Source organism: Halomonas sp. B23F22_20, from assembly GCF_043496985.1.
Classification (GTDB): Bacteria; Pseudomonadota; Gammaproteobacteria; order Pseudomonadales; family Halomonadaceae; genus Halomonas.
The window spans coordinates 1-18,746 of the sequence record NZ_JBIEKH010000031.1 but is presented as its reverse complement, the minus strand read 5'-3'; the positions used below and the strand labels follow the sequence as shown (position 1 = coordinate 18,746).

The 18,746-nt window shown below is 67.5% G+C and carries 19 protein-coding genes; 4 read left to right on the top strand and 15 right to left on the bottom strand.

What is annotated here, in order from left to right; all coding sequences use genetic code 11:
* Window positions 1-210 precede the first annotated feature (210 nt).
* From der to trmJ, 14 genes are all read right to left on the bottom strand, one after another.
* Window positions 211-1,614: a ribosome biogenesis GTPase Der gene (gene der / locus ACGTN6_RS18745; RefSeq protein WP_394594482.1), complete on the bottom strand. Its 1,404-nt coding sequence runs from the start codon at window positions 1,612-1,614 to the stop codon at window positions 211-213.
* Window positions 1,611-2,759, bottom strand: a complete 1,149-nt coding sequence (gene bamB / locus ACGTN6_RS18740; protein ID WP_394594481.1) for an outer membrane protein assembly factor BamB — start codon at window positions 2,757-2,759, stop codon at window positions 1,611-1,613. Before bamB ends, der begins: the two co-directional genes overlap by 4 nt.
* On the bottom strand, window positions 2,756-3,412 hold the full coding sequence (locus tag ACGTN6_RS18735) for a YfgM family protein (RefSeq protein WP_394594480.1): 657 nt from the start codon (window positions 3,410-3,412) through the stop codon (window positions 2,756-2,758). Before ACGTN6_RS18735 ends, bamB begins: the two co-directional genes overlap by 4 nt.
* A 29-nt stretch (window positions 3,413-3,441) precedes the next feature.
* The gene (gene hisS, locus ACGTN6_RS18730) at window positions 3,442-4,749 is read right to left on the bottom strand and encodes a histidine--tRNA ligase (protein WP_394594479.1); all 1,308 of its coding nucleotides are present in this window, start codon (window positions 4,747-4,749) and stop codon (window positions 3,442-3,444) included.
* A 23-nt stretch (window positions 4,750-4,772) separates the two neighbouring features.
* Entirely contained in the window at window positions 4,773-5,888 is a 1,116-nt protein-coding gene (ispG, locus tag ACGTN6_RS18725; protein ID WP_394594478.1) for a flavodoxin-dependent (E)-4-hydroxy-3-methylbut-2-enyl-diphosphate synthase, read from the bottom strand.
* A gap of 5 nt (window positions 5,889-5,893) precedes the next feature.
* Window positions 5,894-6,925 (bottom strand): RodZ domain-containing protein, encoded by a 1,032-nt coding sequence (locus ACGTN6_RS18720; protein ID WP_394594477.1) that lies wholly within the window; start codon window positions 6,923-6,925, stop codon window positions 5,894-5,896.
* A 30-nt stretch (window positions 6,926-6,955) separates the two neighbouring features.
* Window positions 6,956-7,675 carry a type IV pilus biogenesis/stability protein PilW gene (gene pilW, locus ACGTN6_RS18715; protein WP_394594476.1) on the bottom strand — a complete coding sequence of 240 codons (720 nt, stop codon included), beginning with the start codon at window positions 7,673-7,675 and terminating at the stop codon, window positions 6,956-6,958.
* Between the two features lie 105 nt (window positions 7,676-7,780).
* Window positions 7,781-8,908, bottom strand: a complete 1,128-nt coding sequence (gene rlmN / locus ACGTN6_RS18710) for a dual-specificity RNA methyltransferase RlmN (RefSeq protein ID WP_394594475.1) — start codon at window positions 8,906-8,908, stop codon at window positions 7,781-7,783.
* Between the two features lie 179 nt (window positions 8,909-9,087).
* Window positions 9,088-9,513 (bottom strand): nucleoside-diphosphate kinase, encoded by a 426-nt coding sequence (gene ndk, locus ACGTN6_RS18705; protein ID WP_394594474.1) that lies wholly within the window; start codon window positions 9,511-9,513, stop codon window positions 9,088-9,090.
* Window positions 9,514-9,676: 163 nt separating this feature from the next.
* Complete coding sequence (locus tag ACGTN6_RS18700; RefSeq protein ID WP_183385886.1) at window positions 9,677-10,003, bottom strand: HesB/IscA family protein; 327 nt, start codon at window positions 10,001-10,003, stop codon at window positions 9,677-9,679.
* Between the two features lie 62 nt (window positions 10,004-10,065).
* The gene (locus ACGTN6_RS18695; RefSeq protein WP_394594473.1) at window positions 10,066-11,214 is read right to left on the bottom strand and encodes an aminotransferase class V-fold PLP-dependent enzyme; all 1,149 of its coding nucleotides are present in this window, start codon (window positions 11,212-11,214) and stop codon (window positions 10,066-10,068) included.
* A gap of 22 nt (window positions 11,215-11,236) precedes the next feature.
* Window positions 11,237-11,707: an Rrf2 family transcriptional regulator gene (locus ACGTN6_RS18690; RefSeq protein ID WP_394594472.1), complete on the bottom strand. Its 471-nt coding sequence runs from the start codon at window positions 11,705-11,707 to the stop codon at window positions 11,237-11,239.
* A 106-nt stretch (window positions 11,708-11,813) separates the two neighbouring features.
* Window positions 11,814-12,695, bottom strand: coding sequence for a serine O-acetyltransferase (cysE, locus tag ACGTN6_RS18685; protein WP_394594471.1), 882 nt, complete (start codon window positions 12,693-12,695; stop codon window positions 11,814-11,816).
* Window positions 12,696-12,945: 250 nt separating this feature from the next.
* Window positions 12,946-13,692: a tRNA (cytosine(32)/uridine(32)-2'-O)-methyltransferase TrmJ gene (gene trmJ, locus ACGTN6_RS18680; RefSeq protein WP_394594470.1), complete on the bottom strand. Its 747-nt coding sequence runs from the start codon at window positions 13,690-13,692 to the stop codon at window positions 12,946-12,948.
* 277 nt (window positions 13,693-13,969) lie between these two features.
* Between trmJ and ACGTN6_RS18675 the strand changes: the two genes are divergently transcribed.
* Both ACGTN6_RS18675 and ACGTN6_RS18670 read left to right on the top strand, forming a co-directional pair.
* On the top strand, window positions 13,970-14,764 hold the full coding sequence (locus tag ACGTN6_RS18675) for an inositol monophosphatase family protein (protein ID WP_394594469.1): 795 nt from the start codon (window positions 13,970-13,972) through the stop codon (window positions 14,762-14,764).
* A gap of 253 nt (window positions 14,765-15,017) precedes the next feature.
* The gene (locus ACGTN6_RS18670; protein WP_394594468.1) at window positions 15,018-15,365 is read left to right on the top strand and encodes a hypothetical protein; all 348 of its coding nucleotides are present in this window, start codon (window positions 15,018-15,020) and stop codon (window positions 15,363-15,365) included.
* A gap of 104 nt (window positions 15,366-15,469) precedes the next feature.
* Here the strand turns inward: ACGTN6_RS18670 and ACGTN6_RS18665 are convergent, their stop codons facing one another.
* Entirely contained in the window at window positions 15,470-16,396 is a 927-nt protein-coding gene (locus ACGTN6_RS18665) for a LysR family transcriptional regulator (protein ID WP_394594467.1), read from the bottom strand.
* 114 nt (window positions 16,397-16,510) lie between these two features.
* On the opposite strand from ACGTN6_RS18665, the gene trpB reads away from it, so the two are divergent.
* Window positions 16,511-17,731: a tryptophan synthase subunit beta gene (trpB, locus tag ACGTN6_RS18660; RefSeq protein WP_394594466.1), complete on the top strand. Its 1,221-nt coding sequence runs from the start codon at window positions 16,511-16,513 to the stop codon at window positions 17,729-17,731.
* Between the two features lie 11 nt (window positions 17,732-17,742).
* Complete coding sequence (gene trpA, locus ACGTN6_RS18655) at window positions 17,743-18,576, top strand: tryptophan synthase subunit alpha (protein WP_394594465.1); 834 nt, start codon at window positions 17,743-17,745, stop codon at window positions 18,574-18,576.
* The last annotated feature ends 170 nt before the right edge of the window (window positions 18,577-18,746 follow it).

Here is an 18,746-nt window from a genome sequence, read left to right as displayed (position 1 = left end):
AATCGCGCTGAGTCCGCCATGGCGCGCGACTTTTGCCCCTCCTGGTCAAAAGTTTCTCGTCTTGCCCGTCGGCGGCGCGCCATGGCGAGCGCCTCGGGGTGACATACGTAAACCGCCGGCACAGGGGCCGGCGGTGGGTACTATCGGCGAGATTCGATCGCGCGTCGAGAGTCGATGGGCGGCGACGGTGCCTGTCGCCGCGGGGAGACATCAGCGCCGGCCGCGGCGCGACTCCTTGGTGCGGTTGAGCTCGCGCTTCTTGGCCTTCTCGCGGTCGCTGGCGCCGGCCATGTGGTCGTAGGGATTCCTGCCCGACCGGAACTCGAAGCGCATCGGCGTGCCGCGCACCTTGAGCACCTTGCGAAAGGTGTTGGTCAGGTAGCGCTTGTAGGCCTCGCTCAGCGAGTCTGTCTGGTTGCCGTGGACCACGATGATCGGCGGGTTGCTGCCGCCCTGGTGGGCCATGCGCAGCTTGATGCGCCGGCCGTGGATCATCGGCGGCGGATGCTGCTCCACGGCATCCTGGAGGATATTGGTCAGGCGGTTGGTCGACCAATGGCTGTTCGCCGAAGAGAAGGCGCGCTCGATGGACGGGTAGAGGTCGCCCACCGCGGTGCCGTGCAGTGCCGAGATGAAGTGCAGGTCGGCGTAGTCGGCGAAGCCCAGGCGACGCTTGATCTGGGCGCGCATCTTGTCCTTGGCCTCGCTCTCCAGGCCGTCCCACTTGTTGACCGCCAGCACCAGCGCGCGGCCGCTGGTCAGCACGTAGTCGAGCAGATGCAGGTCCTGCTCCACCAGGCCGCTTCTGGCATCGAGCACCATGACGGCGACGTGGCACTCCTTGATCGCCTCGAGGGTCTTGATGATCGAGAACTTCTCGGCGGTCTCGCTGACGTTCTTGCGCCGCCGCACGCCGGCGGTGTCGACCAGCACGTAGGGCTCGCCGCGTCGCTCGAAGGGGATCTCGATGGCGTCGCGGGTGGTGCCCGCTTCATCGAAGACCACCACGCGCTCCTCGCCGAGCAGGCGGTTGACCAGCGTCGACTTGCCCACGTTGGGGCGGCCGATGACGCCGATGCGGATGCCCTTGGTGCCGGTGTCGGCGGGAATGTCTTCGTCACGCTCGGGGAAGGGGGCGAGCACCTCCTCGATCAGTGCGGTGACGTTGCGGCCATGGGCGGCGGCGATGGGGTGCGGGTCGCCGATGCCGAGCTGCCAGAAGTCGGCCATGGCGGAGTGCTCCTCCAGGCCATCGGTCTTGTTGACCACCAGCCAGGTCTTCTTCTGGTTGATGCGCAGGTGGTTGGCGATGGCCTCGTCGGCCACGTTCAACCCGCTGCGACCGTCGACCAGGAACAGCACGATATCGGCCTCGTCGATGGCCTGCAGCGACTGCTCGGCCATGGCCGCATCGATGCCTTCCTCGTCGCCGCTGATGCCGCCGGTGTCGATCACCGTATAGGCCTTGCCGCCGAGCACGCCGTTGCCGTACTTGCGGTCCCGGGTCAGCCCCGGAAAGTCGGCGACCAGGGCATCGCGAGAGCGTGTCAGGCGGTTGAACAGGGTCGACTTGCCCACGTTGGGGCGGCCGACCAGTGCGATCACGGGATTCATGGTTGCAGTCTCAGGGCCTCGAAGCTGCCGTCGTCGGCAAGGGCATAGACGCGCTTGCCGTCGGTGAGCGGGGCCACGCTGATGCCGGAGCCGTCGATTTCGGTACGGCCGACCAGGGTGCCGTCTCGGGCATCGATCATATGCAGGTAGCCTTCGAAATCGCCCACCACCAGGCGGCCGTCGGCAAAGACGGGGTCGGTGAGCTCGCGGCCCTCGAGGTCGTCGAGCTGCCATACCGTCGCACCGCTGTCGGCGTTGAGGGCGAGCACGTGGCTGGCTTCATCGATCACGAACAGGTAGTCGCCGACCAGCATCGGGCTGCGATAGCTGGACAGGTCACGGGACCACATGATCTCGCCGCTGACGGCCTGCAGGGCGACTACCCGCCCTTGGTAGCTGGTCACGAACAGCCGGCCGTCCGGGGTCAGCAGCGGTTGGCCTGCCAGGTCGACCAGCCGTTCGATCTCGCTGCGTCCCTGGGGAACGGCGATGCGGCGTTCCCACAGTGGTTGGCCGCTGCGGTTGTCCAGGGTGACCAGTCGGCCGTTGGCCTGGCCGGCGATGGTGACCTGGTCGATGACCCGTGGGGTGCCGGTGTTGCGCAGGGTCAGTGCGGGGCGGGAACCGCTGTGGACCCAGCGCTCGGCGCCGCTCTGGCGGTCCAGGGCCGTGACGCTGCCATCCACCGCCTGCACTACCAACAGTTCGCGGTTGACCTGGGGCGCGGCCAGCACTTCGCTGTTGACGCGGGTCCGCCACAGTACCTCGCCGTCGGCCTGGTCCAGGGCCAGCACCTCGCCGTTGCGGGTGCCGAGATAGAGCCGGTCGGCCACCGCGGTCAGGCCGCTGGACGCGCCGGCATCGAGCTCGACGCTCCAGCGTGGCTCGCCGTTGGTGGCGTCGATGGCCTCGACCAGACCATGCTGATCGGCGGCGAACAGAGTGTCGCCGTCTCTGGCCGGGGCCAGGGGGTAGCCGCTCTGGCCGAGGCCGTCGCCGACCTGTTCCTGCCACAGGGTCTCGACGCGGGTGGTTCCGGCGGTATCGTGCAGTTCCTTGGGCGGATACTCGGGCTCCACTTGCCCTGCACAGCCGGTCAACAGGCCAAGCGCGGCGGCGGCGATGGCGAGAGTCGTCTTGCTCATGAGGTCTCCTCGACGCCCAGGTCGTCCAGTTTGAGTTGTACGCCGTAGAGTGGCTGATCGCTGGCTTCGGAGAGGCTCAGCGCCTCCTGCCAGGCATCCCGGGCGGCCTCGCGGTCGCCGAGCGCCAGGTGCGCGTCGCCGCGGATATCGGCGCGCTGGGCGGCCAGCGGGGCAGGGATCTCGCCGTCCAGGGTGGCGAGCGCCGACTCGGCGTCATCGCCGGCCAACTGCAGCCGGGCCAAGCGCACGCGGGCCAGCCCCTGAAGATAGGGGCGCTCGGCGTCGGATACCAGGGCTTCCAAGGCGGTCTTCGCCGCGTCGGTGTCGCCGGCCTGCACCGCCAGACGTGCTTCCAGCAGACGCGCCAGGTCGGTGTAGAGACTGTCGCCGTGCTCCTCGGCGAGGTTGCTCACCAGTTGCTCGGCCTGCTGACGGGCGCCCTCGTCGAGGGTGTCCTGTCCGCTCAGGGTCAGCAGCTGCTGGTAGGTGGCCGAGGCGGCCTCGGCCTGGCCGGCCTGGTAGTCCTGCCAGGCCTTCCAGCCGAATACCCCGGCCGCGGCGATCACCGCGCCGGCGATCAGCGAGGTGCCGTTTTCCTTCCACCAGCGCTTGAGCGCCTCCACCTGTTCTTCTTCGCTTCTCATCTCCGCCACGGGCGGTCTCCTTTTGTGTCCGTGGGCCGTCAGGCGTCGCCTGCCAGCAGGGATGTGAGGGCCTCGGCGAGTGCGTCCTGGCTAAGACGCTGCTGTTCGCGGTCCTCGCGCAGGAACTTCAGCGTCACGGCATTCTCGGCGAGTTCGTCTTCGCCGAGCAGCAGCGCCAGGCGGGCGCCGCTCTTGTCGGCTTTCTTGATACGGCTCTTGAAGCTGCCGCCGCCGCAGTGCAGCTGTACGCTCATGTCGGGCAGCGCCCCGCGCAGCCGCTCGCCCAGCAGCAGAGCGGCAGACTCGGTGGCCTCGCTCATCGGCAGCAGGTAGACGTCGAGCTCGCCGCGGGCCTCGTCGGGCACCAGGTCCAGGGTGTCGAGCAGCAGGATCAGCCGCTCGATGCCCATGGCGAAGCCGACCGCCGGCACCGGCTTGCCGCCGAGCTGCTCTACCAGCCCGTCGTAGCGGCCGCCGGCACACACCGTGCCCTGGCTGCCGAGCGCCGTGGTGGTCCATTCGAAGACGGTGCGCGAGTAGTAGTCGAGGCCGCGCACCAGCCGCGGGTTGACCACGTAGGCGATGCCGGCGGCGTCGAGCATGGCGGTGAGCCGCTCGAAGTGCTCCTTCGATGCCTCGTCCAGGTGATCCATCAGCCGCGGCGCGTCGGCCAGCATCGGGCCCATGTCCGGGTTCTTGGAGTCGAGGATGCGCAGCGGGTTAGTGGTCAGCCGGCGGCGGGAGTCCTCGTCGAGCACCTCATGGTGCTGCTCGAAGTAGGCCACCAGGGTGTCGCGATAGGCGGCGCGGGCCTCCGGCGAGCCCAACGAGTTGAGCTCCAGGGTGACGTGCTCGAACAGCCCGAGCTGCTTCCACAGCCGAGCCGAGAGCAGGATCAGCTCGGCGTCGATGTCCGGCCCCTCGAGGCCGAAGGTTTCTACCCCGACCTGGTGGAACTGCCGGTAGCGGCCCTTCTGGGGGCGCTCGTGCCGAAACATCGGGCCCTGATACCACAACCGCTGGGTCTGGTTGTGCAGCAGGCCGTGTTCCATGGCGGCGCGCACGCAGCTCGCCGTGCCCTCGGGGCGCAGGGTCAGGCTGTCGCCGTTGCGATCGTCGAAGGTGTACATCTCCTTCTCGACGATGTCGGTGACCTCGCCGATGGAGCGCTTGAACAGCGCCGTCTGCTCGACGATGGGCGTGCGTATCTCGTCATAGCCGTAGCGGCCCATGAGGGTGCGCACCTGGCCCTCGAAGTACTGCCACAGCGGGGACTGCTCCGGCAGCAGGTCGTTCATGCCACGAATGGCCTGGATCTTTTTCTTGCTGGTGTCGGACTTGCTCAATGCTGGCTCCTTGTCGGCACGCCTCAGGCGTCCCGGGCGATGACGTCCTGCTCGGCCTGTTCCTTCTCGCGGACCTTGTCGCGAATCAATCGCTCCAGGTCGTCGACCAGGTGGTCGTTGCGCAGCTTGCTGGCCGGCTTGCCGTCGATGTAGACGAGGTTGGCGGGGCTGCCGCCGGTCAGGCCGATGTCGCTTTCCTTGGCCTCGCCCGGACCGTTGACCACGCAGCCGATGACCGAGACGTCGAGCGGTGTCATCACGTCGTCGAGGCGTTCCTCGAGCTCGTTCATGGTGCCGATGACGTCGAAGTTCTGGCGCGAGCAACTCGGGCAGGCGACGAAATTGATGCCCTTGGCCCGCAGGCGCAGGCTCTTGAGCATGTCGAAGCCGACCTTGATCTCCTCGACCGGGTCGGCCGCCAGCGACACGCGAATGGTGTCGCCGATGCCATCCATCAGCAGCATGCCGAGCCCGATGGACGACTTGACGGTGCCTGAGCGTAGCCCGCCGGCCTCGGTGATGCCGAGATGCAGCGGCTGTTCGATGCGGGTGGCGAGATCGCGGTAGGCGGCCACCGCCATGAACACGTCGGAGGCCTTGACGCTGACCTTGAAGTCGGGGAAATCGAGGCGCTCGAGATGGTCGATGTGACGCATCGCGGACTCGACCAGGGCTTCCGGGGTCGGCTCGCCGTACTTCTTCTGCAGGTCCTTCTCCAGGGAACCGGCGTTGACGCCGATGCGGATCGGGATGCCGTTGTCGCGGGCGGCGCTGACCACGGCCTTGACGCGGTCTTCGCGGCCAATATTACCGGGATTGATGCGCAGGCAGTCGACGCCGAGCTCGGCGACGCGCAGGGCGATCTTGTAGTCGAAGTGGATGTCCGCCACCAGTGGCACCTCGACCTCGCGCTTGATGCGGCCGAAGGCCTCGGCGGCGTCCATGGTCGGCACCGACACGCGCACGATGTCGGCGCCGGCCGTCTCCAGCTGGCGGATCTGCGCCACGGTGGCGGCCACGTCCAGGGTGTCGGTATTGGTCATGCTCTGGACGGAGATGGGCGCGCCGCCGCCGACCGGCACCTTGCCGACGTGGATGCGGCGTGACTGGCGACGAGTGATGGGCGATGTAGCGTGCATCTGACTCATTCTCCCAGAGTGAAGCGGGCGACGTTGTTGGCGCCGGTACGCGGCGCCAGGTCCACTGACTCGCCGCGCCAGGCCAGTTCGACCCCGGTGGCGTTGCCCACGGTCAGGCGGAAGGGCGGTTCGCCTTCGACGCGCGCCGTGGTGCCGGGTTCCTGGAGGCCGACGAAGATGCGCTGACCGTTGGCGTCGAAGATCTCGGTCCAGGACTGCTCGTTGAAGGTCAACTCCAGCACTCGGCGATCTCCCGCCGGTGCGGTGGCCTCCTCGGCCTCCGCGGTTGCCTCGTCAGCGGCCTGGGGCTCGGCACTGGCATCGGCGGCGCTGTCGGTCTCAGCGGCAGCGTCAGGGGTGGCGTCTGCCGTCTGAGCCTGGGCATCGGGTGCCGCCGAAGTTGCACCGTCGGTTGACGTTTCGTCGCTAGTGACCTGGCCGGCGTCGTCGTTGGTGCTGGTTTCGTCGCTGGCCTCGGTAGCGACCTCGCGGCTCCAGTCACGCTCCGTCGTGGCGCCATCGTCGGTGGCCGGTTCGCCGCCCTCGGTCACGGTGGTGCCGTCGAGGCTGTCCACCGCCACCGGGGCGTTGTCGCCCGGAGTGGGTGGCTGGCTGCCGCCGCGGCTTTGCCACCACAGCAGAGTCAGGCCGACCAGGCCGGCGATCACCAGCAGGGTGGCCAGGCGGAACAGCCATGCGCCGAGGCGCGAGGGCGGCTTGTTGACCACGTGCACCGGGGTGACCTTGCGCTCCTTGTCTTCGCTGCCGAAGCGCGCCTGGTAGGCGGCCAGCACCCGCTCGGCGTCCATGCCCAGCAGATTGGCGTAGCTGCGCAGGTAGCCGCGCCGGTAGGTGGCGATCGGTACCTCGTCATAGACATCGTTTTCCAGGCCCTCGATCACGGCCGGGCGCAGGTTCAGGGCCTCGGCGACCTCTTCGCGCGACAGCTCCAGGGCCTCGCGCTCGCGGCGCAACAGCTCGCCGGGCGAGGCCTGGGAGGCGTTCGCGTCGGGCTCCAGATAGGGGGTGTCGCTCATGGCGTGGCATCCTTCATGGGAAAAACGGGATCAGGGTGCGTCATCGGATGCCGCCGACCGGTTGCCGCGGGCGCGTGCCAGGTCATCGGCCAGTTGGCGCGCCACCGGCGTGGCGCCGGCCAGACGCACGAAGGCCTCGAGCTGCTGGTCCGCCTGACCATACTGTCCTTGAGCATATTCGAGCTGGGCGAGGCGCAGGTAGCTGGCGGCGCGGCGCGGGTCGATGTCCTGGGCGCGCTGCAGGCTGGTGCGTGCGGCCTCGACGTCGCCGAGGCGTCGCTGGCACTGGCCCAGATTGGTGAACAGCTGGGCGCGGTTGGCGTACTGGGTGTCGGCGGTGGCCTGTTCGAGCTGGCGGCAGGCCTCGCGAGTGCGTCCCTGATCATACAGGAAAGCGGCGTAATTGTTGCGTGCCCGGGTCAGCCCGGGGGCGGCGTCGAGCGCTTGTCGAAAGGTCCGGTCGGCGAGCTCCGCCTCGCCCTGGCGCTGGTAGACGATGGCCATGGCCTGTAGGGCCTCGGCGTCGTCCGGGGCGATCTCCAGGGCGTGATCCAGGGCCGACAGCGCTCGGGGCAGGTTGTCGCGCTCCAGGTAGGCGGTGCCGAGCCGGGTATAGGCATCGACGGGGTCGGGTGTGTCCGTCGCGGGCGGTGTCGTGCCGCTGGGCGCGGCACAGCCGGTCAGCCAAAGGGCGCTCGCCAGGACGACGGTAATGGAAAACTGTCGATGACCGGGCGGGCGGCGTGTCATGGCATCCTCTCTGAGGGAGCGGCGCGGGGGCGGCACTCGACCGTTGCTGAAAAAGGCCCGACCATCAAAGCGTCGTGCCTTGTTGAAGTCAAGGTGCCCCGGGGCTCAATCGGCGTCGATCTGGATCGACTGGATGTAGCGGGCATGACGCTTGGTGCGATCCTTGACGCGGCCCACCAGCTGGCCGCAGGCGGCGTCGATGTCGTCACCGCGGGTAGAGCGGATCGGCGCCGTATAGCCGAGATCGGCGAGCCATTGCTGGAAGCGCATGGTCTGATTGCGCGACGGCTTCTCGTAGCCGGAATGGGGAAAGGGGTTGAACGGGATCAGGTTGATCTTGCACGGCAGCTCTTCGAGCAGTTCGGCGAGCTGGCGGGCGTGTTCCTGCTGATCGTTGACGTCCTTGATCAGGGTGTACTCGATGGTGATCAGCCGGGTGTCGCCGCACTTGGCCAGGTAGCGCTGGCAGGCATCGAGCAGGGTGCGGATGTCGTACTTGCGGTTGAGCGGCACCAGCTCGTTGCGCAGCTCGTCGTTGGCGGCGTGCAGCGAGATGGCCAGGCTCACGTCGAGCTCGTCGCCCAGGCGGTCGATCATCGGCACCACGCCGGAGGTGGAGAGCGTGACGCGGCGCTTGGAGAGGCCGTAGCCGTTGTCGTCGAGCATCAGCTTCATCGCCGGCACGACGCAGTCGTAGTTCAGCAGCGGTTCGCCCATGCCCATCATCACCACGTTAGTGACCGGGCGGTTGGCGGTGTCGTTGCGCGGGCCGAAGCTGTTGCTGGCGACCCATACCTGGCCGATGATCTCGGCCGCGGTCAGGTTGCGCTGGAAGCCCTGCTTGCCGGTGGAACAAAAGCTGCAGTCCAGCGAGCAGCCGACCTGGGAAGACACGCAGAGGGTTCGGCGCTTGCCGTTCTCGGCGGGAATCAGCACCGTTTCCACATAGCTGCCGTCCTCCACTTCCAGCACCCACTTGCGCGTGCCGTCGCTGGAAGTGCCCTCGTAGACCACGCCTGGGCCGCGAATCTCGGCGACCTCTTCGAGACGTGCGCGCAGCGCCTTGGACAGGTTGGTCATGGCCGCGAAGTCGGCGCAGCCCTCGTGATGGATCCATTTCATCACCTGGGCGGCACGGAACTTCTTCTCGCCGATGGAAAGGAAGAAGGCTTCCATCTCCTCGCGGGTCATGCCGAGCAGGTTGGAGCGTTGGGGAGCGGTGGTGTCGGTCATGGGCGGTCAGCGGCGTCGGTGGGGCAAGGTGCGGGGGCAAGATCGCCCCCGCTCGGCAGTGAGGCTGCCAGTCCGGGAGGAAACTGCAGATTTATGTCGCGAGCGAAGAGGGCTAAGAGGGCCGTCAGAGGCCGGCTCTTGTATCAACTACGCGAGCGCAGCAATAAATCGGCGTTTCCTTAGCGGGAGCAGATCTCGCTGTCTTCGAAGAAGTAGGCGATCTCGCGAGCCGCGGATTCCGGAGAGTCGGAGCCGTGGACGGCGTTGGCGTCGATCGACTGAGCGAAGTCGGCGCGGATGGTGCCGGCCTCGGCTTCCTTGGGGTTGGTCGCGCCCATCAGGTCGCGGTTGGCGACGATGGCGTTGTCGCCTTCCAGCACCTGCACGACCACCGGGCCGGAGGTCATGAAGCCGACCAGGTCGCCGAAGAAGGGGCGTTCCTTGTGCTCGGCGTAGAAGCCTTCGGCCTGCTCCTGGGACAGCTGGAGCATCTTGGCGGCGACGATCTTCAGGCCAGCTTTCTCGAAGCGGCTTTCGATTTCGCCGATCACGTTCTTGGCGACGGCATCGGGCTTGATGATGGACAGGGTGCGTTCGGTAGCCATGGGTGGTCTCCAGTCTGGAAAGTCACGAGCGTTGACGGCCTCGCGCCGCCCCGGAAGGCCCGGGGCGGCGCGAGGCCGGGAAAAGATGCGGTTCGACGCCGGACGCCGAATGGGCGCAGAGTATACCGCCCCCGGATGGCGATGGACAATCCGTGGCGTCGGCTCAGACGCTGAAGCTTTCGCCGCAGCCGCACTCGTCCTTGACGTTGGGGTTGCGGAAGCGGAAGTAGCGGTTCAGGCCTTCCGAGACATAGTCGACCTCGCTGCCGTCGAGCATGTCCAGCGCCTCGGGAGCGACGTAGACCTTCACGCCGTGCTCTTCGACGATTACGTCGTCGTTGGCTGCTTCGTCGGCGAAGTCGAGCACGTAGCTGTAGCCGGAGCAGCCGCTGGGCTTGACCGAGACCCTCAGGCCCAGGCCGTGGCCGCGCTCGTCGAGCACCCGGCGGATCTGGTCGGCGGCGGCGGTGGTGATCGAAAGATTCGCCATGGTATGTCTCCTGCGGAGGTAAGAAGTTCGTTGGCGAAAAGCCGGCGGGGCCGCGCTCTTCGTCAGCGGCGCAGCCCGGTCAGGGCATGCCGCAGCGCCGCGAGTGTACGGTCGATATCGGCCTCGGTGGTGAAGCGTCCGAAGCTGAAGCGCAGCGAGGCGAGCGCCAGCCGGCGTGGCACGCCGATACCCTTCAGTACATAGGATGGCTCGACGCTGGCCGAGTTGCAGGCCGAGCCGGTGGACAGCGCAATGTCACGCAGTGCCATCAGCAGTGATTCGCCGTCGACGCCTTCGAAGGCCAGGTTGAGAATATTGGGCACCGCGTGCTCGGTCGAGGTATTGCGGTGCACGCCGTCGAGATCCTCGAGGCCGGCCAGGAAACGGTCGCGCAGGGCGCGAATATGGACCTGATCGTCTTCGCCCTCGCGACCGGCGATGGCGAAGGCCTCGCCCATGCCAGCAATCTGATGGGTCGGCAGGGTGCCCGAGCGCATGCCGCGCTCGTGGCCGCCGCCATGGATCAGTGCTTCCAGGCGCATGTCCGGGTCGCGCTTCACGTACAGCGCTCCCACCCCCTTGGGACCGTAGACCTTGTGGGCCGACACCGACATCAGATCGATGCCCTGAGCGGCCACGTCCAGTGAGATGCGTCCCACCGCCTGGGCCGCATCCACGTGGAATACCGCGCCCCCGGCGTGGGCCACCTCGGCCAGGGCGGGCAAGTCGTGGATGGTGCCCAGCTCGTTGTTCACCGCCATCAGCGAGACCAGCACGGTATCGTCGCGCATGGCGTCGCGCAGCGCCTCCGGCGTGATGCGGCCGTCACGATCCGGCGTCAGCCAGCTGACCTCGACACCTTCCTGCTCGAGGGACTTGGCGGTATCAACGACCGCCTTGTGCTCGATGATCGAGGTCACCAGGTGGCGGCCGCGGGCGCGGTTGGCGCGCATGTAGCCAGTCAGTGCCAGGTTGTCGGCCTCGGTGGCGCCGCTGGTCCAGACGATTTCGCGGGGGTCGGCGCCGATCAGGTCGGCGACCTGGCGCCGGGCGCTCTCCACCGCCTGCTCGGCCTGCCAGCCGGGCATGTGGCTGCGTGAGGCCGGATTGGCGAAGGTACCTTCCAGGGTCAGATAGCGGCTCATGACCTCGGCGACCCGAGGGTCGACGGGGGTGGTGGCGGCGTAATCGAGGTAGACGGGTGCGCTCATGGGCTCGTGACGGTAATGGGGTTCAAGGCGAGACGGTCGGGATCTGGTCGTCGTCGAGGCGGCGTTGCTGGCGTTCGGCGATGCGACGCAGCTCCTCGCGGCCGGCTAGTTGGCCGAGCGTTACGCCTTCCAGATAGCCGTGGATCTGTTCGGACAGCTCGCTCCAAAGGTGATGGGTCAGGCAGGTGTCGCCTTGCTGGCAGTGCGATAGTCCACCGCATCGAGTGGCGTCCACCGACTCGTTGACTGCGTCGATCACCCGGGCCACCGAGATGGCGTCCGGCGCCAGGGCCAGCAGATAGCCGCCGCCGGGGCCTCGCACGCTGTCGACTAGGCGCGCGCGCCGAAGTCGGGCGAACAGCTGCTCGAGGTAGGACAGCGAAATCTCCTGGCGACGCGAGATGTCGGCGAGGCTGGTGGGGCCCTCGTCGGCATTCATGGCCAGGTCGAGCATGGCGGTGACGGCGTAGCGTCCCTTGGTAGTCAGGCGCATGGGGTAATCACCTCGGTGCCGACGCCGGCGTCGACCATCGGTGAAGCGGGCCGACGCCCGTGGCGTCGGGTCGGCCAGCCATTATGATAAAGCCCGAGCGTGGCGGTCAACCATTCTGGCGGCGGCGCGGTTCGGGGTCCTGGCGTTCTGGCTTGGAGTCGTCGGAATCGGATTTGTCCGTGCCCTCCTGGGGACCGCAGCAGGTGTCCACGTCGGCGAGGATGTTGGCGAAGTCCTCGTCGCGCAGTTCGGGCAGGCGGCCGTCGCGGAAGCCGGCATCGATCTGGCGCAGCGTCGAGCACATGCGCTCGATGCGCTCATCCACGGCGTGCATGTGATCGAGCATGGCCTGCATCGAACGCGCCACCGGGTCGGGCATGTCCTGGCTGACGCCGTAGGCGTCGAAGCCGAACTTGCGGCGCATGGCCTCGCGCCGCTCGGGATCGACCTCGAGCGGGGTGACGGTGTCGGGCTCGTCGCGCTTGACCACCTTGCCGGGAATGCCCACCACGGTGGCGCCGGCGGGCACCTCCTTGGTGATCACGGCGTTGGAGCCGACCTTGGCGCCGGCGCCGACGGTGAACGGGCCGAGGATCTTGGCGCCGGCACCCACGATCACGCCGTCCTCCAGGGTGGGGTGACGCTTGCCCTTGTTCCAGCTGGTGCCGCCTAGGGTCACGCCTTGGTAGAGGGTAACGTCGTCGCCGACCTCGGCAGTCTCGCCGATCACCACGCCCATGCCGTGATCGATGAAGAAACGTCGGCCGATGGTGGCCCCGGGGTGGATCTCGATGCCGGTGAACCAGCGTGCCAGGCTCGACAGGGTGCGTGCCAGCCACTTGAGGTTCTTTTGCCACAGCCAGTGGCTCAGGCGATGGACGAGCAGGGCGTGCAGGCCCGGATAGTTGGTGAGCACTTCCAGGAAGTTGCGCGCCGCCGGGTCACGGGCGAATACGCTGTTGATGTCTTCGCGCAGACGTTGAAACATGCGGCGGATCCTTGGTTGCAGGGCTAGGCCTGGTACGAAAAGTCGTCGAGCGACGGTCAGGCAAGGCGAAATCGAACGAAGAAGCGGAATTTACGGGGTGTAAATGAGCATTCTGACATCGATTCAACGCAGCATCACAGAGCGCAGACAGTTTTCGTTCAGAGCCTGAGGCCTGAAGAGGCGTGATGTTCCCTTCATAGTGGGGGCGTGGCGAGCCGGCTTCAAGCCGCGGGTGCCCCCGTCGCCGCGCTCAGTCGTCCTCGCGCCGCGGTACCAGCCGTTCGGTGTAGGAGAGGATGCCGCGCAGGATGTTGAGTTCCATGCGCTCCGGCCGGGCGCGCAGGGTGAAGCGGCGCAGCCGCGCCATTAGCTGGCGTGGCGTGGCCGGGTCGTGGAAGCCGATGGCGACCAGGGTGCGCTCCAGGTGGGCGAAGTAGTGCTCCAGCTCTTCATGGCTGGCCAGCGGCTGCTCGGCCGGCGCTTGCGGCTCTTCGGCTTGATGATCCAGCCAGGCCAGGCGGCACTCGTAGGCCAGCACCTGCACCGCGGCAGCCAGGTTCAGCGAGCTGAAGTCCGGATTGGTGGGGATATGCACGTGGGCGTGGCAGCGCTGCAGTTCGGCATTGGTGAGCCCGCTGTCCTCGCGGCCGAACACCAGGGCGATGCGGCTTTCCGGTGTGGCCAACTCTTCGGGCAGCCGCTCACCGAGCGCCCGCGGCGTGATCATCGGCCAGGGCAGGGTCCGCGAGCGGGCGCTGGCGCCCACCACCAGGGTGCAGTCGGCGACGGCCTCCTCCAGCGTCTCCACGGTGCACGCGCCATGGACCAGCGCATCGGCGCCCGAAGCGCGGGAGACGGTATCCGCGGTGAGCGGTTCGCAGCGTGGCGCCACCAGGGCCAGGTCCGCCAGGCCCATGTTGTGCATGGCGCGGGCGGTGCCGCCGATGTTGCCGGGGTGGCTGGTGCCGATCAGGACGATGCGGATGCGCTCGAGCATGGGAACTTCCGGTTGGGGCTATCGAAGATGGGAAAGGCGCAGTCTAGCATGCTGGCTTCGAGCTTCGAGCTTCGAGCTTCGAGCTTCGAGCTTCGAGCTTCGAGCTTCGAGCTTCGAGCTTCGAGCTTCGAGCTTCGAGCTTCGAGCTTCGAGCTTCGAGCTTCGAGCTTCGAGCTTCGTTGAGTGGTGAGGGCGCTTGCGTGGCGTGCGGCACGTGGTTCTGCTAGGATTCGCGCCGACCCGTTCTTTAACACTACCGACTCCCCAAGGCCCGATCATGCATCCGATGGTCCAGTACGCCCTGCGTGCCGCACGCAGCGCCGGCGAACAGTTTCTGCGTATCCGTGAGCGCGTCGAAAACGCCCACGAAGAGCACAACCTCGACAAGCTGCTCGAGGATACCGCCCGCAATGCCGAGGCGCTGATCACGCGTCAGCTGTCCCGTGGCTATCCCCAGCACGGCGTTGTCGGCCGTTACACGCCCCACCGCAGTGGCGAGGGCGAGGGTGCCGATGTGCTGTGGCGCATCGAACCCTTCCACGGTTATTCCAACCTGTCCGTCGCCGCCCCCGGCTTCGCGCTGTCGCTGGTATGCCTGGTCAAGGGCCGCCCGGAGCATGCGGTGGTGATCTGTCCCTTCAGCGACGACGAGTACCTGGCCAGCCGCGGCCGCGGCGCTCAGCTCAACGGCAAGCGCCTCCGCGTGTCCAAGGCCACGGCGATCCCCGGTACCCGGGTTGCCATGAGCCTGCCGGAGACCTGGCTGCGCGATCGGCAACTGCCTTCCTACCTGACCCTGACCCAGCAGCTGGCGCCTCAGCTGGAGCTGTTGCGTGCCTCCGGTAGCGGCCTGCTGGACATCGCCGAGCTGGCGGCGGGTCGCGTCGATGCGGTCTTCGTACTGGGGGTCGAGGAGCAGGACCTGCTGGTCGGCTCGCTGCTGCTCAAGGAAACCGGCGCCCTGCAGGGTACGCCCGACGGCCAGCCGTCAGTGACCGCCGAGGGGCAGCTGATGGCTGCCGGTCCGCGCCTGTTCAAGGCCTTGCTGAAGCAGCTCAAGCCCCACTTCTGAGGGCGCGCCGGCGCTGCCGTCGTGTTCGAGATGGCACGATTCGTGGCCCGGTCTACCGAGACGCCTCCGCGGCTGAGCCGCGGAGGCGTCTTGCGTTCGGGGACGTTACATCCGGTGACGTTCACAAGACTGTTCTGAGTCCGCGAGTCGGTGTAGCTTGGGAGAGTCGGCGGCGTTCGATGCCCCGGCTCCATGCACCCCGGCCGCCTCGCTCTCCAAGGCCGGGCCATGCCCCTCATTCGCGAGAGGAGTGATGATGGAACCGCTCAGCTATTACTACTATAACGTGCTGGAAAGCCTGGAAAAGCCGTGCGATGTGCCGGCGTTGCATCTCCAGGAAGGCTACGATCTGCTGTACCGCTACGGCGGCCGGGTCGAGATGGACCTGATCCGTCGTGCGGAGGCGGCCAGCGCGAATGGCGAGCCCTACCACTGGCACGAGGCGCTGGACGACGAGCAGCAGGACAAGCTGCGTCGCGCGCTCGACGACCAGAACCCTGCCAAGATCCTCAAGGTGATGCAGCGCAACGGTTATGCCGGCGTGCTCTATCACCATGCCCGCGAAGTCTTCTCGCCCGATGAGGCCCAAGGCGTCGCCTAGACATCGCACCAGGCGAGCCCAGACGCCGCCCACCCGGCGGCACGCGGACCGAGAAGCCCCCGGCGACCCCGGGGGCTTTTTGCTGCCCGTGCGTCGGCGGAGCGTCAGCCGGTGGAGCGCGCAAGCTCCTGTGTCAGCCACTCGACCAGCCGCTCGATGTCCCGACGCGGCTCGCCCGGTGGCAGCCACAGCCCGAGCCAAGCCGGCGTTTCGATGAAGCCCCAGGGCGCGACCAGCCGGCCCGTGCGCAGGTCCTCTTCCACCAGATAGGACGGCGCGATGGCAACGCCGAGGCCCACCAGCGCCGCCTCCAGCATGTAGTGGAGGTGCTCGAACGACTGGTCGTGGCGCATCGTCGTGGGGTCCAGGCCCTGGGCGGTGAACCACTGCGACCAGGCCTGGGGGCGCGACTGGGTATGTAGCATCGGCAGCATCGGCAGCGACGTCAGCGCGGCGGTGTCGTGCCCCGGGCTGTCGTGAGAGGAGGCGTCGATAGAGGGCGTGCCGAGCAGCTCCGGTGCCAGCACCGGTCCCATGCGCTCAGGCGCCAGTTCGACCACCCGCACGTCATCGGGCCAGGGCGGTTCGGCGAAGCGCAGCACGGCGTCCACGTCGGTGCCCAACCGGCCGACCACTTCTTCGTCGGCGGTCAGGTGCAGGTTCAGCTCCGGGCACTGGGCCTTGAGGCGGTCCAGTCGGGGAATGAACCAGCGGGCGAGGAAGCTGCCTGGGCAGCCGAGCACCAGCGGTGCCTCCGAGGCGCGCCGGCGCAGCTGGGTGCAGGCCTGGCCGAGCCGTTCGAAGGCCTGTGAGGTCGAGGCACGCAGCAGTTCGCCTTCCTGGGTCAGCGACAGGCCGCGGCCCTGGCGCCGAAACAGTGCCACCCCGAGCTGTTCCTCGAGCTGCTTGAGCTGGCGGCTGACCGCGCCGTGGGTGACGTGAAGCGCCTCGGCGGCGCGGGTGACGCTCAGCGTGCGAGCCGTCTCGTCGAAGGCGCGCAGGGCATTCAGCGAGGGCAGTCGATCACTCAAGGCAGGCTCCTGATGTGTCAGCTTTTCTCACAGGTTAGCGAGCAATGATCGCTAATCACAAGGTGCGGTGCGATGTATCTTGGTGGCCATTATCCACTGTCAGGAGTCGTCACCATGGGTCTGCCGCACCCCACCGCCGAACTCGCCCCGGATGCCGATGGCTTCTTCGGCCGCTTCGGTGGCCGCTTCGTCGCCGAAACCCTGATGCCGCTGATCCTCGAGCTTCAGCAGGCCTATGAGTCGGCCAAGCAAGACCCCGATTTTCACGCCGAGCTGGACGCGCTGCGCCGCGACTACATCGGCCGCGAAAGCCCGCTCTATTTCGCCGAGCGGCTGACCGAGTTTCTTGGCGGCGCGCGGATCTATCTCAAGCGCGAAGACCTGATGCATACCGGCGCGCACAAGATCAACAACTGCATCGGCCAGGTGCTGCTGGCCCGGCGCATGGGCAAGAAGCGCATCATCGCCGAGACCGGTGCCGGCATGCACGGCGTGGCCACCGCCACCGTGGCGGCCCGCTTCGGCATGGAATGCATCATCTACATGGGCAGCACCGACATCGATCGCCAGCAGCCCAACGTGCAGCGCATGAAGCTACTGGGCGCCGAGGTCATTCCCGTGACCAGCGGTACCGGCACGCTCAAGGACGCGATGAACGACGCCCTGCGCGATTGGGTGACCAACGTCGCGGACACCTTCTACATCATCGGTACCGTGGCCGGCCCGCACCCATATCCGGCCATGGTGCGCGATTTCCAGTCCGTGATCGGCCAAGAGGTGCGCGAGCAGATGGCCGAAAAGGAAGGCCGACTGCCCGACTCGCTGGTGGCCTGCATCGGCGGCGGTTCCAACGCCATGGGCCTGTTCCATCCCTTCCTCGAGGACGAGAGCGTACGACTGATCGGCGTGGAAGCGGCCGGTGAAGGCTTGGATACCGGCAAGCACGCCGCCAGTCTGCAGGGTGGCAGCCCCGGCGTGCTTCACGGCAACCGGACCTTCCTGCTGCAGTCCGCCGAGGGCCAGATCACCGACGCGCACTCCATCTCGGCAGGCCTCGACTACCCGGGCATCGGCCCCGAGCATGCCTGGCTGCACGAGGTTGGCCGCGCCGAGTACGTCGCCGTGACCGACGACGAGGCGCTGGACGCCTTCAAGACCCTGTGCCGACTGGAGGGCATCATTCCGGCCCTGGAGTCCTCCCATGCCATCGCCCATGCGATCAAGCTGGCGCCGACGCTGCCGGAAGATCACGTGATGGTGCTGAACCTGAGCGGGCGGGGCGACAAGGACATGACCACCGTCACCGAGCGCCTGGCCGCCGAGCTGGCAGACTGAGGAGAGAGACGATGACTCAACGCCACGACCGCATCGCGCGTCGCTTTGCCGAACTCAAGGCCGCCAACCGCGCTGGCCTTGTCACCTTCATCAGCGCCGGCGATCCCGACTACGCGTCCAGCCTCGAGACCCTGCTGGCGCTGCCCGAGGCGGGCGCCGACGTGATCGAGCTGGGCATGCCGTTCACCGATCCCATGGCGGATGGTCCGTCTATCCAGGCCTCCACGCTGCGCGCCCTGGCAGGCGGGCAGACCATGGCCAAGACGCTTTCCATGGTGCGCGCCCTGCGCGAGCGCGACGATACCACCCCGGTGGTGCTGATGGGCTACTACAACCCCATCTACTGCATGGGCGTCGAGGCCTTCCTGGCCGAGGCCGCCGAGGCCGGCGTGGACGGACTGATCGTGGTCGACCTCCCGCCGGAGCACGATGCCGAGCTTTGCCTGCCGGCCCAGGCCCACGGCATCGACTTCATCCGCCTGGCGACGCCGACCACCGACGCCAAGCGTCTGCCGCTGGTGCTCGAGAACACCTCGGGCTTCCTCTACTACGTTTCCAGCACCGGGGTGACCGGCGCCGCCGCGCCGTCCGCCGAACGCGTGGCGGAGGAAGTCGAGGCCATCCGCGCGCACTCCGCGTTGCCGATTGGCGTCGGCTTCGGCATCCGTACCCCCGAGCAGGCCGAGCGCATCGCCCGCTTCGCCGACGCGGTGGTGGTCGGCTCTGCCTTCACCGACGCCATCGGAGAGGCCGCACGTCCCGAAGATGGCGTGCGCCGGGTCGTCGACCTGACCCGTTCGCTGTCTGAGGCGGTGCACCGCGCCCGTGAGGCGGAAGAGGCCTGAGTCGCCCATCTCGCGGTGCCAGGCATGAAAAAAGCCACCCCGAGCAGGCCGTGTCAAAACGGCTTGTCAGAGGTCGCTCGAATCGCCCCGCTTTGGCGGGGCGATGTCGTTGCAGCCTGGTCGATGTCACATCGATAGAGGCCCCGGCCTCAGACCGGGGCTTGCCTCAG